The organism is Stenotrophomonas cyclobalanopsidis (genome assembly GCF_008710035.1).
Classification (GTDB): Bacteria; Pseudomonadota; Gammaproteobacteria; order Xanthomonadales; family Xanthomonadaceae; genus Stenotrophomonas; species Stenotrophomonas cyclobalanopsidis.
On sequence record NZ_VYKI01000020.1, the window covers coordinates 51,142 to 64,575 of the forward strand.

The following is a 13,434-nucleotide window of genomic DNA, read 5'->3' on the forward strand; positions in this document are numbered from 1 at the left end:
CGTTTCCGCGCGCGTGGTGGGTGTGGGGGCCCATCCGTGCGCCCATTGGTCCCCCACCCCCCCCCCCCCCCGCCCCCCGACAGTTTCCGTGCGCGTCCAGCCCACGGAAAAGAAATAAAGAGCAGAAGCAAAAGCGCTCGCCCGCGGTCGGATCCCTTTCCGCAGCAAAGGGCTCCGACCCCTCTCTATATATGTATCGACATCCACATCTGCTCTTGCTCTGCTCTGGCACTTGCCATCCGTCACCACGGAACCTGGCGGGGGTGGGGCGGTGTGGCCGCGCGGGGGTGTCCGCGGCATGGATGCCGCGGCCAAGCCCCCATGGAGGGGTTTACGGCGTCCCTCGCGCGGTCACACCGGCCCACCCAAACCCACACAACCCAGAGCCGACGAACTTAGGCTCTGCGCTCTGAGCTCTGGCTTGAAGAAAGCGGCGCCGGCCGCAGGCCGGCCAAGCACAAACCCCCGCTGCGCTGCGGCACGCCTGCCGCCGATCGATCTGGGATAATGGGCGCTCTTGTTTATCCTGCTGCCGGACCGGTCATGACCCAGAAGACGCTGCTCAACGATACCCACCGCGCCCTCGGCGCCAAGATGGTCGATTTCGGGGGTTGGGACATGCCCATCCACTACGGCTCGCAGCTGGACGAGCACCACCTGGTTCGCCGCGAAGCCGGCGTCTTCGACGTCAGCCACATGACCGTGGTCGACCTGCGCGGCGAGCAGGTCAAGCCGTTCCTGCGCCGCCTGCTGGCCAACTCCATCGACAAGCTGAAGGTGCCGGGCAAGGCGCTGTACTCGTGCATGCTGAATCCGGCCGGCGGCGTCATCGACGACCTGATCGTCTACTACCTCGCCGATGATTTCTTCCGCATGGTCGTCAACGCCTCCACCCGCGAGAAGGACCTGGCCTGGCTGCGCGAGCAGGCGGTACCGTTCGGCGTCAGCGTCGAGCAGCGCCCGGACCTGGCCATCCTCGCCGTGCAGGGCCCGAAGGCGCGCGACAGCGTGGTCGGCCTGGTCGGCGGCAGCGACCGTGACGCGCTGGCCAAGCTCGGCCGCTTCGCTGCCCTGCAGGTCAAGGCGGACGACGGCGTTGAACTGTTCGTTGCCCGCACTGGCTACACCGGCGAAGACGGCTTCGAGATCCTGCTGCCGCAGGACGCCGTGGTCGCCTTCTGGAACGGCCTGCTGGCGGCGGGCGTGAAGCCGGCCGGCCTCGGCGCGCGCGATACCCTGCGCCTGGAAGCCGGCATGAACCTGTATGGCCAGGACATGGACGAAGCGATCAGCCCGTACGAAGCGGCGCTGGCCTGGACCGTGTCGCTGGACGAAGGCCGTGACTTCATCGGTCGCGACGTGCTGGAGGCGCAGAAGGCCGCAGGCAACGCGCGACAGATGATCGGCCTGGTGATGGACGAGAAGGGCGTGCTGCGCCATGGCCAGGCGGTGACCACCGCCGGCGGCCAGGGCGAAATCCTGTCCGGCACCTTCTCGCCGAGCCTGGCCAAGGGCATCGCGTTCGCCCGCGTGCCGGCGGGTGAACTCGGCCAGGTCACCGTCGATATCCGCGGCCGGCAGGTGCCGGTGCGCGTGGTCAAGTTCCCGTTTGTCCGCGAAGGCCAGGCCCAGCCCGGCGTGCTCGCCGACGTCTGATCCGAACGTGCCGGCCGTCACTGACAGCAGTGGCGGTCGGTTGGTTACACTAGCCCCGTTTTTTCCACCCCCTGCAAAACCTGGAGCAGTTCCCATGAGCGAGATCCCCGGCGACCTCAAGTTCCTCAAGTCCCACGAGTGGGCCCGCGTCGAAGGCAATGGCCGCGTCACCGTCGGCATTTCCGACCATGCCCAGGGCCTGCTGGGTGACCTGGTCTACGTCGAGCTGCCCGAAGTCGGCGCCGAGGCCAAGGCGGGCGAGCAGATCGCCGTCGTCGAGTCGGTCAAGGCCGCCTCGGACGTCTACAGCCCGGTCAGCGGCACGATCGTCGAGGTCAACTCGGCGCTGTCGGACAAGCCGGAAACCATCAACGAAGATGCCTACGGCGAAGGCTGGATGTACGTGGTCGAGCTGACCAGCGCCGACGAGCTCAACGAGCTGCTGGATCCGGACGCGTACGCCGAAGCCCTGGAAAACGAAGACCACTGAGTCCTCGCTTCCTGCTTCCAGAACGGCCACCTTCGGGTGGCCGTTTTCGTTCCGGCCTCCGTCGTCGACTCATGCCATCGGGTTTGCGGCACACCTCCGACATGGCATCAGGCGGCATCGAACGGCGCGATCAGGCGTGCGCAGTTTTGCGCAAATCCGCGTTTCCGTCCCGCGTTTGCGTGTTCCGATGTGAAAACTTTTACCCCCCGTTGCAGACCCGTTGTGGTGCGGCGGGCGCGCGCGATGGCGTGTGCCGGACGACGTGGTGCATGGCGCGGCATCTGCTGTCGCCTATCAACGCGGAGTGCTTATTTCAAGCGTTTTTTATTCATCAGATACGATCACGTGTTGCTGCGCGTGACGTTGGCGGTGCGCGATGCAGGGCCAGGAAGGTGCTGTGTGGTGATGGTGCCGGTGGCGTTCGGATGGACGCGGATGTGAAATTTTTTCGCGGGGGTTGTTGACAGTAAAAAAAACCGTGATTAGGTTTCGCCTCAGCAGACCTTGCCTGCCAAACCGAGTGCGCAGAATCAATCGTCCGATGCGAAGCAGCTCCCTCAAGACCACCGCGATCCTGCAGACGGTGGACATGGCCTCGCTTCCCCCGGAGAAATGCAAGGCATCTCCTGTTCAGATGCCCGCTCCGCCGATCGAGGCGGGCATTGCCGCATCCGTAACGGCGCGCCTGACGCGCCGGCGGTCCCCGCACGCAGCAACCGCGGGTTTGATCCACCTGGGCGTTTCAACTCCCTATCACTGACGAGGAGCCATCCCATGGCAACCAAGAAAGCTGCGAAGAAAAAGCCCGCTGCCAAGAAAGCGGTGAAGAAGGTCGCTAAGAAGGCCGCTGCCAAGAAGGCAGTGAAGAAGGTCGCGAAGACGGCGACTGCCAAGAAGGCTACGGCCAAGAAGGCCGTCAAGAAGGTTGCCAAGAAGGCAACTGCGAAGAAAGCCACTGCAAAGAAGGCGGCAAAGAAGGTCGCCAAGAAGCCGGCTAAGAAGACCGCGAAGAAGGCCGTCAAGAAGGTTGCAAAGAAGGCAACTGCGAAGAAGGCCACTGCAAAGAAGGCGGCAAAGAAGGTCGCCAAGAAGCCGGCAAAGAAGACCGCGAAGAAGGTCGCCAAGAAGGCGACTGCGCGCAAGGCTACTGCCAAGAAGGCAGTGAAGAAGACTGCGAAGAAGGCCACTGCGAAGAAGGCCACCAAGAAGGCTGCCCCGAAGAAGGCTGCCAAGACGGTTGCCAAGCGCAAGCCGGCTGCCCGCAAGAAGAAGGCGGCTCCGGTCGCTCTGCCGGCGACCCCGGCGCCGCTGATCTAAGTACTTCCCGATAGCCGTACCCTGAAACCCCCTTCCCTGGCTGCCCAGCGGGGAGGGGGTTTTTTTATGACGGTCTCGGGCCGATTTGTAGAGTCGAGCTCGCTCGACTGCTTCACCGCTCCTGTAGAGTCGAGCTTGCTCGACTGTTTTTCCGGCAGTCGACAAGCTCGACTCTACCCGTGCAGTACCGGCGGAAACCGCTCCACCAGAAATTCCAGGAAGCTGCACAGGCGGGTGGAGCGGTAGCGATCGTGCGCATACACTACGTGCATCGGCCGACCGGCCTGGCCGTGCTGCGGGAACAGCTGCACCAGCCGTCCGGCGGCCACGTCCGCGGCCAGCAGCAGGGTTGACTGCAGCACGATGCCCAGCCCATGCAGCGCCGCCGCACGCAGCGCCTCGCCGTTGTTGATCTGCAGGCGCGCAGCGGCGATACGCTCGAGGTCGTCAGCCTGGTCCTGCAGCCACTGCGCCAGCGCGCGGGGTTCGAAAGAGAGGCACTCGTGCGACGCCAGTTCGGCGAGCGTGCGCGGCGTGCCGTGGCGGGCGAGGTAGGCCGGCGCGGCACACATCATCAGCCGGTAGGGCGTCAGTGGGCGTGCCACCAACGCATCGCTGTCGGCCAGCGTGCCGATGCGCAGCGCTGCTTCGAAACCTTCCTCGGCCAGGTCGACCACGCGGTCGCTCAGGCTCGCCTCCACCCGCACCTGCGGATGGCGCTGCATGTACTCGGCCAGGGCCGGCACCAGCGCGTGCGTGCCGAAGATCACCGGTGCGCTGATGCGCAGCGTGCCGGCCGGCGCCATCTGCTGGTGGGCGGCCTGCGCATCGGTCTCTTCCACCATCCGCAGGATGTCCCTGCAGCGGGCGTAGTAGTCCTCGCCGAACGGCGTCATGTGCTGGCGGCGGGTCGTGCGGCTCAGCAGCTGCATGCCCAGGCGCGCTTCCAGTGCACGCAGGTGCTTGCCGGCCATCGTCGCCGAGATGTCCATCGCCGCGGCCGCAGCGCTGAGGCTGCCCTTGTCCACGATCAGCACGTAGACCTGCATGCTCTCCAGCAGGTTCATCTGACACTCCGGGTTTTGAATGCTGAAACCTGCGCGGAGTTTATCAATCAGGGGTGATCAAAGAGCATGCGCTGCACGGGCCGGATGTGCCGGCCACGCATGACGGAGAACACCATGGATCTGAGTCTTGAAGGACGTACCGCACTGGTGACTGGCGCGGGCAGCGGCATTGGCGCGGCGGTTGCGCGGCAGCTGGCGGCGCTCGGCGTACGCATCGCGATCAGCGCGCGACGGTTGCAGCCGCTGCAGTCGCTGGCGGCGGAGATCGCAGCCCGCGGTGCAGCCGCGCCGCTGATCCTGCCGGGTGACCTCACCGACGCCGCGCAGCTGGCGCGCATCGCCACCGGGGCGCAGGACGCGCTGCAGCGCGTGGACATCCTGGTCAATGCCGCGGGCGGCTCGCGGCCGACGTCTGTCGACGCCGCTGATGAGGTATGGGACGAAGCGATGGCACTGAACTTCTCCGCGTCGCGACAGCTGACCCAGGCGCTGTTGCCCGGCATGCGGGCGCAGGGCTGGGGGCGAGTGATCAACTTCAGCGGTTCGATGGAGCCGCGTGCGGTGAATGCCGCCACGGCGGCGAAGGCCGCGCTGCACCTGTGGAGCAAGGGCCTGTCATCGGAGGTGGCGGCGCAGGGCGTGACGGTCAACACGATCGCGCCGGGGCGGATCAACAGCGCGCAGATCCTCGGCCGATTGCATCCCACCGAGGAAAGCCGACGCGCCTTCATCGACCGCAACATTCCGATCGGGCGCTTCGGCGAACCGGACGAGGTCGCGCCGCTGGTGGCGTTCCTGGCGTCGCCGCTGGCGGGCTACATCACCGGCGCGGTGATCCCGGTGGACGGCGGCATGCACTACTTCGCGCACTGAGCCTGCGTTGGTAGAGTCGACTGTCAGTCGACTGCTTTTCGATCCGGCACTGCGTGAGTCGACTGACAGTCGACTCTACCGATCACCGACAGGCTGCCGCGCTCAGCGCGGCGAGGCCACCGCGCGGTTGCCCGAGGCGCCCTTGCCCTTGCGCTTGTCCTGCTGCGCCGGGGTGGCGCCTTCGGCCATCAGGCTGTCGCTGCCGAAATCGGTGTCCACGTCCAGCCAGCGCTGTGCCGGCAGGCCCAGCGCGGAATCGAGCACGGTCGGCAGCAGGCCGCTGGGCAGGCCGCTCTCGCCGTTCCAGAGGATGGCGATGCCGAGGTCACGTTCGGGCACCAGTGCGACCAGACCACGGTAACCCTGCACCGCACCGGCATGGAAGACCACGTCGTGGCCGGCGTAATCGAAGGTGCGCCAGCCCAGCGCGTAGCCGGCCGAGTGCAGGCGCTCACGGCGCCAGCCCGAGCGCATCTCGCCCGGGGTGTTGATCAGGCTCGAATGCAGGGTGGCCAGCAGCGGCGCAGGCAGCACGTCGGGGCGATGCCCGGTGTGGGCCAGCAGCCACTGCGCCATGTCGCTGGCACTGGCGTTGACGCCGGCCGCCGGAGCAACGCGGTAGTAGGTCGGCTTCGGCGTCAGCGACACCCAGCCGTTGCGGCTGCGCACGTGCGGGCGCGCCCAGCGCGAGCTGGCCTGGATGCCTGCCAGGCCGAGGCTGGCATCGTTCATGCCCAGCGGCTTGAAGATGCGGCGCTCGACCGATTGTTCGTAGAAGCTGCCCGAGGCGGCATAGACCACGTCGCCGATCAGGCTGAAGGCCACGTTCTGGTAGGCGTAGCAGTCGCCCGGCAGGCACTTGAGGCTGGTGTTGGCCAGCTTCTGGGTCAGCGAGTAGTACTCGGCATTGCCTTCGATGTCGCGGTCGTAGGCGTTGTAGGGCAGGCCGACGCGGTGGCTGAGCACATCGGCCACGGTCAGGCGGTCGGTGGCTTCGGGCGAGTTGAGGCGGAAGCCCGGCACGTAGTCGGTCACCTTGCTGTCCCAGCGCAGCGTGCCGTCGTTGACCAGCAGGCCGGCCATGGTGCCGGCGAAGGCCTTGGACAGCGACGCCAGGCGGAACACGGTGTGCGCGTCGACCGGCAGCGGATTGTTGACATCGGTGACGCCGTAGCCGCGCGCGCTGAGCACGCGGCCGCCCTGCACGATGGCCACGGCCATGCCCGGCACGCGCTCGCCGTAGGTGAGCTGCTGCGCCATCGATTCGATATGGGCGACGTTGAAGCCGGCGGCAGGCAGCTGCACCTGCGGCACCAGGCCGGTGCGGTAGGCCGCCGGCTGGGTGTGGGCGACGCCAGGGCCCGCGGCGGTTTCAATGTTGGTCGGCATCGGCGGCAGGGCCGGCGGTGTCTGCGCGGTGGTGGACAAGGCCACGGGCATCAACATGCCCAGCAAACCGGTGGTCGCCGCCCGGACCGGGCGACGCAGGTTGTTCATTTTCATCGGTTGGACCCGTGCGCGACTGCTGTTTGTGATTCTAGCGCCGCTTTTCGCCTGTGCACAAACAAAGCGAAGATGAATGCGCATCTGATTGAAAAAGTTGGATTTTTGACGCCCGGCGACGGGGTCTGGACGCGCCCGCAGATGCCCTCCGCATGACCCCGCCTGCGGACATTGCGCGCGGTCTGCTGGCGATGTTGCAGTGCATTGTCTAACGTACGCGCTTCACTGCCCCCGGAGCCTGTCATGCCGCCATCCAACTGCTGCGTCCCGGCCGGGGCCACCGCGTGAGCGCGGCCGCGGGCAAGGGACCGCTGCGTGGGCTTGTGGCGGCGCTGCGCGAATCGCCGGCGCTGTGGTGGTCGTTCCTGTACTTCTTCTGCCTGCTCAGCGGCTACTACGTGCTGCGCCCGGTGCGCGAGGCGATGGCGGCCTCCTCCGATCTGGAGACGGTGTTCCCGCCGCTGCTGATCGGCTGGTTCGCCAGCCATGGCATCGCCCTGAAGGACTTCGTCCTGCAGTTCCTGTTCACCTGCGTGTTCCTGATCATGCTGGTGCTGCAGCCGGTCTATGGCTGGCTGGTCAGTCGCTTCCCGCGGCGGGTGTTCCTGCCGGTGGTGTATGGCTTCTTCATCGCCACCCTGCTGGTGTTCTACGTGCTGTTCGACAGCGGCGTGCCGGGGCGGGGCATGGCCTTCTTCCTCTGGGTGATGGTCTTCAACCTGTTCGCGGTGGCCGTGTTCTGGAGCTTCATGGCCGATGTCTTCAGCAACGTGCAGGCACGCGCGTACTACGGCTACATCGGCGCGGCCGGCACGGTCGGCGCCTTCCTCGGCCCGGTCCTCACCAGCGCGCTGGTGCAGCGCGTGGGCATCGCCAACCTGATGCTGGTCTCGGCCGGCTTCCTGGTGGTCTGCCTGTTCTGCATCTGGCGGCTGCGGCATTGGGCGGTGCTGCGCGAGCGCGAGCAGCAGCTGGTGTCCGGCGAAAAGCCGATGGGCGGCAGCGTGCTCGACGGCCTCAAGCTGATCGCGCGCGAGCCGCTGCTGCGCTGGCTGGCGATCCTGGTGGTGTTCGGCGTGGGCGTGGGCACGATGCTGTACAACCAGCAGGCCAGCATCGTGCGGGCGGCCTTCAGCGACCCGGCGGCCAGCACCGCGTTCTTCTCGCGCATCGACCTGGCGGTGAACGCGCTGACCCTGCTGCTGCAGCTCAGCCTGACCCGTTGGCTGCTGTCGCGCCACGGCATCGCGCCGGCGCTGCTGATTCCCGCCTTCGCCATCCTGCTTGGCTTCTCGATACTGGCGGCCTCGCCGCTGCCGATGATGGTGGCGGTGGTGCAGGTGCTGACCCGAGCCAGCGAGTTCTCCCTGTTCAAGCCGGCCCGCGAGACCATCTACACGCGTGTGGACCGCCAGTGGCGCTACAAGGCCGGCGCGGCCATCGACACCGTGGTATACCGCGGCGCCGACCTGAGCTTCACCTGGGTGCACAAGGGGCTGTCGCTGTTCGGCTCGCATGTGGTGTTCGCCGGCGGCATGCTGGTGGCCGCGTGCATGACCCTGGCCGCGTTCGGCGTGCTGCGCGAAGAGAAGAAGCTGCCGCGCGACCGCTGACCCCATCATCCCGTCAACCCATCCAAGGAAATTCGCCATGTACTGGATCGCACTCGCCCTGACCCTGCTGGTCGCACTGCTGCACGTCTACTTCCTGGTGCTGGAGATGTTCCTGTGGACCCGCCCGCTGGGGCTGAAGACGTTCCGCAACACGCCGGAGAAGGCCGAGATCACCCGCGTGCTGGCGGCCAACCAGGGCCTGTACAACGGCTTCCTCGCTGCGGGCCTGTTCTGGGGCCTGTTCGACCATCTGCCAATGCTGGTGAACTTCTCGCTGGGCTGCGTGATCGTGGCCGGCTGCTACGGCGCGTGGAGCGTGAACAAGCGGATCTTCTTCATCCAGGCGGTGCCGGCCCTGCTGGCGGCGGTGGCATGGTGGTTCGTGCCGGCCTGATTGCTTGGTAGAGTCGAGCTTGCTCGACTGCTTTTCGGGCCCCAGTCGAGCAAGCTCGACTCTACGGTTGCGGTGCACAAACAAAAAACGGCGGGCCGAGGCCCGCCGTTTCCGTGTGCGCTTGACGCAGGCGATCACGCTGCCTGCGAATGCGGGTCCTTGTGCTGGCGGTCGTAGTAGCTGGCCGCGCGCAGTTCGTGGGTGTCGAAGTCGTCCACGGTGATGGTGTCCAGGGTCAGCGTGCGCAGTTCTTCCAGCAGGCTGCGCTCGTCCTGGGTGATCACGCCTTCGGCCACGGCCTCGTCCAGCTGCGCCTTGAAGTCCAGCGCCTCGATGCCCTTGCTCTTCAGCGCCTTCAGGAACTTGCGCTCCACCGGCTCGGCCATGATCGCCTTGCTCAGGTAGCTGTTGATGCGGCCACCCGGGTTGTTCTCGCACGGGGTCAGGAACACGCCACTGGCCAGGCGGTCGCGGGCTTCGTTCGGCGCCATCAGCAGGGCGGCGACACGACGGCTCAGACGATCGCCCGGGGCTTCGGCACGACGGCCCAGCGGGAAGATCAGCGCCCACATCAGCCAGCCGATCGGACGGATGGGGAAGTTGCGCAGGGCCGCCGACAGCGACTCTTCGATCTTGTGCACGCTGTCATGGAAGGCCCACGCCAGCAGCGGCTGGTCGGCCTGCGGCGCGCCTTCGTCGTGGTAGCGCTTGAGCATGGCGCTGGTCATGTAGACATGGCTCAGCACGTCGCCCAGGCGGCCGGACAGCGATTCCTTGAACTTCAGCTTGCCGCCGAGGGTCATCATCGAAATGTCGGCCATCAGCGCCAGGTTGGCCGAGTAGCGGTCCAGCTTGCGGAAGTAGCGGCGGGTGTAGGCATCGCCCGGGGCGGCACCGAAGCGCGCACCGGTCAGGCCGAACCAGAACGAACGCACGGCATTGGAGATGCCATAGCGGATGTGGCCGAACAGGCTGCGGTCGAAGTCCTCCAGGCCGGCACGGGTGTCCGGATCCTGCGCGGCCTTCATCTCCTTCAGCACCCACGGGTGGCAGAGGATCGCACCCTGGCCGAAGATCAGCAGGCTGCGGGTCATGATGTTGGCGCCTTCCACGGTGATCGCGATCGGCGCGGCCTGCCAGCTGCGGCCGGCGAAGTTGCGCGGCCCGAGGATGATGCCCTTGCCGCCGATGACGTCCATCATGTCCGAGATCACTTCGCGGCTCATGCTGGTGCAGTGGTACTTGGCGATGGCCGACGGCACCGACGGCACGTCGCCACGGTCGACCGCAGCGGCAGTGGCCTGCGACAGCGCGCTGATCTTGTAGGCCTTGCCGCCGATGCGGGCCAGCGCTTCTTCCACGCCCTCGAAGCGGCCGACCGACAGGCCGAACTGCTTGCGGATGCGCGCGTAGGCACCGGTGACCGCTGCACCGGCCTTGGCACCGCCACTGGCGGTGGAGGGCAGGGTGATCGAGCGGCCCACGGCCAGGCACTCGTTGAGCATGTTCCAGCCCTTGCCGGCCATGGCGGCGCCACCAATCAGCTGGGTCAGCGGAATGAACACGTCCTTGCCGCGGATCGGGCCGTTCTGGAACGTCGAGTTCAGCGGGAAGTGGCGACGGCCGATCTCCACGCCGGCGGTATCGCGCGGCAGCAGGCCCAGGGTGATGCCGATGTCGCGGGTTTCGCCGATCAGGCCGTCCGGATCGTACATGCGGAAGGCCAGGCCGATCAGCGAAGCGACCGGGGCCAGGGTGATGTAGCGCTTGTCGAAGGTCAGCTTGACGCCGAGCACCTGCTCGCCGTTCCACTCGCCTTTGCAGACGATGCCGTAATCGGGAATCGAGGTGGCGTCGGAGCCGGCGAACGGACCGGTCAGGCCGAAGCAGGGCACTTCGCGGCCATCGGCCAGGCGCGGCAGGTACTGGTCCTTCTGTTCCTGGGTGCCGTAATGCACCAGCAGTTCACCCGGGCCCAGCGAGTTCGGCACGCCGACGGTGGAGCTGACCACCGAGGACACCGAGGCCAGCTTCTGGATGACCTTGTGGTGGGCCAGCGCGGAGAAGCCCAGGCCGCCGTACTCCTTCGGGATGATCATGCCGAAGAACTTGTTCTTCTTGATGAAGGCCCACAGTTCCGGCGGCAGGTCGGCATGGACGTGGGTGATTTCCCAGTCGTTGACCATTGTGCACAGCTCTTCGACCGGGCCATCGAGGAAGGCCTGTTCTTCAGCGGTCAGCTGCGGCTTGGGGTAGTTCAGCAGGATGTTCCAGTCCGGGTCACCGGTGAACAGCTCGCCTTCGAAACCGACCGAGCCGGTTTCCAGCGCGATGCGCTCGGTCTGCGACAGCGGCGGCAGCACCTTGCGGAACACCTTCATCATCGGGCCGGTCAGCAGCGGCTTGCGGATGAACGGCAGCAGCAGCGGCACGGCGATCACCGCCAGCACGGCGGCGGCGACGATCGTGGCGGTCTGGTTGACGTACGGCACGAACCAGCAGACGGCCAGCAGGGCCAGGCTGATCAGCGTCCAGGTCAGCAGGCGCATGCGGTGGTAGGCGACGAACGCGCCTGCCAGCAGCAGGGCGAGGAAGGGAAGAACGATGCTCATGAGCGTGCTCCGGTGACGTGCTCGTTTGTGGCGGACGAAGCTGCAGCATCCGCTGCGGGCAACACGTCCAGATAGTCCAACACAGTAGCGGTAAAGGCGTCGTTGTCATCGCCTGCGACCATGTGCGTGGCCTGCGGCAACTGTACGTGGCGCGCGTGCGGCGCCAATGCCAGGAATTCGGCGACGGTCTGCGGCGTGACCAGGTCGCTGCGGCCGCCACTGACCAGCAGCAGCGGGCACTTCACCTGGCGCGCGGCTTCGGCCAGCGCATCCTGGTGCTGTTCGCTGTCGCGGGCCAGTTCGGCCACCAGACGCGGATCCCAGTGCCAGCGCCAGCGGCCGTGGCCATCCTCGCACAGCAGCGCACGCAGCGACTGCTCGGATTTGCGCGGGCGGTGCGGCAGGTAGGCGGAGATCACGTCCGCGGCCTGGGCCAGCGACGCGAAGCCATCGGGATGGGCGGTCATGAAGGCGAGGATGCGCTCGACGCCGGCGGTGTCCCAGCGCGGGGTGATGTCGACCAGCACCATCGCCGAGAACAGGCCCGGCCAGCGTGATTCGGCGAGCAGGCCGAACAGCCCGCCCATCGAGGCGGCAACCAGCACCGGCGGGCCCGGCTGCTCGCCGGCCAGCACGATCAGGTCATCGGCGAACTGTTCGCCGTGGTAGGGCAGGTCGGCGGCGTTCCAGTCCGAATCGCCGTGGCCGCGCGCATCGTAGGCCAGCGTCTGCAGACCGGCGGCAGACAGCGCCCGTGCGGTGGCATTCCACGCATGCCGGGTCTGGCCGAAGCCATGGGCGAACAGCACGCGGCCGCGGCGACCGTGGTCGCTGGCCGTGGCCGCCAGACGGGCGCCATGGGCCGCCTCCAGACGCAGGTCGCGGAACGCGGCGGGAGTAGGGGACATAACCATACTCGCTAGTATGGATGGCTGGTGACGGAAGTCAATACCATGCAGTATGGTGCGCTGCGGAAGGCGCCATCGCCCGCCCCGCGACGGTTTCGGCCGCAACGGCGTACTGCAACGAACCCCGCCGTATGGTTAAATCACCCAATGAATCAACCTGACGCTTCTGCCGGCGAACCGCGTGCCGGCCGCAACAGCCGCCTCAGTGCCGAAGACTGGGCACAGGCGGCCCTCGATCTGATCGCTGAACAAGGTGTGGGCGCCGTCGCGGTGGAGCCGCTGGCGCGCCGCCTGGGCGTGACCAAGGGCAGCTTCTACTGGCACTTCCCTTCGCGCGATGCACTGCTGCAGGCCGCGCTTGAACGCTGGGAACTGTTCGAACAGGAGCAGGTCTTCGGTAGCCTCGAAGACGTGCCCGATCCGCGTGCGCGCCTGCGCCAGCTGTTCCAGATGGTGGCGCACGAAGTGCAGCCGCACATCATCTACAGCGAGCTGCTGAAGGCGCTGGACCACCCGATGGTGCGGCCCGTGATCGATCGGGTCTCGCAGCGGCGCCTGGATTACCTGGTGGCCTCGTTCCGCCAGGCCGGGCTCAGTTCGACCGATGCACGCCATCGCGCCCGTCTGGCCTACGCGGCCTATGTCGGCTTCCTGCAGCTGTCGCTGCAGCTGCAGCAGCCGAAACAGGCACGCGAGGATTTCGAAGCCTACGTGGAACACCTCATCGAGACGTTGATTCCGAACGGCTGACGTTGCCTGCAGCCCACGAAAAAGCCGCGATTGGATCGCGGCTTTTTTTTGTCCGACGCACCATGCGGAAAACCGGTGGCGCGGAAAAAACAACGGCCCCTTACGGGGCCGTTGCTGAGGTCAATGACCCGTCCTGAATTGGGTTGACACCTTTTCCCTCTGGAAAAGGAATGTTCAATGAAATCAACAATCAGGCGCAGCCAACGCGATTACTCGCTGGCCTTCAAATTGTCGGTGGTCGACCAGGTCGA

The 13,434-nt window shown here is 66.5% G+C and carries 11 protein-coding genes; 7 read left to right on the top strand and 4 right to left on the bottom strand.

The window, feature by feature from the left end:
- The first annotated feature begins 543 nt into the window (after positions 1 to 543).
- The 3 genes from gcvT (at position 544) to FJU31_RS14490 (ending at position 3,463) form a co-directional block, all read left to right on the top strand.
- Positions 544 to 1,656 carry a glycine cleavage system aminomethyltransferase GcvT gene (gene gcvT / locus FJU31_RS14480; protein ID WP_150455371.1) on the top strand — a complete coding sequence of 371 codons (1,113 nt, stop codon included), beginning with the start codon at positions 544 to 546 and terminating at the stop codon, positions 1,654 to 1,656.
- A 94-nt stretch (positions 1,657 to 1,750) separates the two neighbouring features.
- A complete protein-coding gene (gcvH, locus tag FJU31_RS14485) occupies positions 1,751 to 2,146 on the top strand; it encodes a glycine cleavage system protein GcvH (RefSeq protein ID WP_150455372.1) in 396 nt (131 codons plus the stop codon).
- A 774-nt stretch (positions 2,147 to 2,920) separates the two neighbouring features.
- Positions 2,921 to 3,463, top strand: coding sequence for a histone (locus tag FJU31_RS14490; protein ID WP_150455373.1), 543 nt, complete (start codon positions 2,921 to 2,923; stop codon positions 3,461 to 3,463).
- 173 nt (positions 3,464 to 3,636) lie between these two features.
- Here FJU31_RS14490 and FJU31_RS14495 read toward each other — a convergent pair whose 3' ends face one another.
- Positions 3,637 to 4,530, bottom strand: a complete 894-nt coding sequence (locus FJU31_RS14495; protein ID WP_150455374.1) for a LysR family transcriptional regulator — start codon at positions 4,528 to 4,530, stop codon at positions 3,637 to 3,639.
- A 114-nt stretch (positions 4,531 to 4,644) separates the two neighbouring features.
- Between FJU31_RS14495 and FJU31_RS14500 the strand changes: the two genes are divergently transcribed.
- Complete coding sequence (locus FJU31_RS14500; RefSeq protein ID WP_150455375.1) at positions 4,645 to 5,403, top strand: SDR family oxidoreductase; 759 nt, start codon at positions 4,645 to 4,647, stop codon at positions 5,401 to 5,403.
- 102 nt (positions 5,404 to 5,505) lie between these two features.
- Here FJU31_RS14500 and FJU31_RS14505 read toward each other — a convergent pair whose 3' ends face one another.
- Complete coding sequence (locus tag FJU31_RS14505; protein WP_116864699.1) at positions 5,506 to 6,906, bottom strand: serine hydrolase domain-containing protein; 1,401 nt, start codon at positions 6,904 to 6,906, stop codon at positions 5,506 to 5,508.
- Positions 6,907 to 7,190: 284 nt separating this feature from the next.
- On the opposite strand from FJU31_RS14505, the gene FJU31_RS14510 reads away from it, so the two are divergent.
- Complete coding sequence (locus FJU31_RS14510; protein WP_150455376.1) at positions 7,191 to 8,519, top strand: NTP/NDP exchange transporter; 1,329 nt, start codon at positions 7,191 to 7,193, stop codon at positions 8,517 to 8,519.
- Between the two features lie 37 nt (positions 8,520 to 8,556).
- Positions 8,557 to 8,913: a DUF1304 domain-containing protein gene (locus FJU31_RS14515; protein WP_079222835.1), complete on the top strand. Its 357-nt coding sequence runs from the start codon at positions 8,557 to 8,559 to the stop codon at positions 8,911 to 8,913.
- A gap of 134 nt (positions 8,914 to 9,047) precedes the next feature.
- Here the strand turns inward: FJU31_RS14515 and FJU31_RS14520 are convergent, their stop codons facing one another.
- Together FJU31_RS14520 and FJU31_RS14525 are read right to left on the bottom strand one after the other, a co-directional pair.
- Positions 9,048 to 11,525, bottom strand: coding sequence for an acyl-CoA dehydrogenase (locus FJU31_RS14520; protein ID WP_150455377.1), 2,478 nt, complete (start codon positions 11,523 to 11,525; stop codon positions 9,048 to 9,050).
- Entirely contained in the window at positions 11,522 to 12,439 is a 918-nt protein-coding gene (locus FJU31_RS14525) for an alpha/beta fold hydrolase (RefSeq protein WP_150455378.1), read from the bottom strand. Before FJU31_RS14525 ends, FJU31_RS14520 begins: the two co-directional genes overlap by 4 nt.
- Positions 12,440 to 12,580: 141 nt before the next feature.
- On the opposite strand from FJU31_RS14525, the gene FJU31_RS14530 reads away from it, so the two are divergent.
- Positions 12,581 to 13,183, top strand: coding sequence for a TetR/AcrR family transcriptional regulator (locus FJU31_RS14530; protein WP_079222832.1), 603 nt, complete (start codon positions 12,581 to 12,583; stop codon positions 13,181 to 13,183).
- Positions 13,184 to 13,434 lie beyond the last annotated feature (251 nt).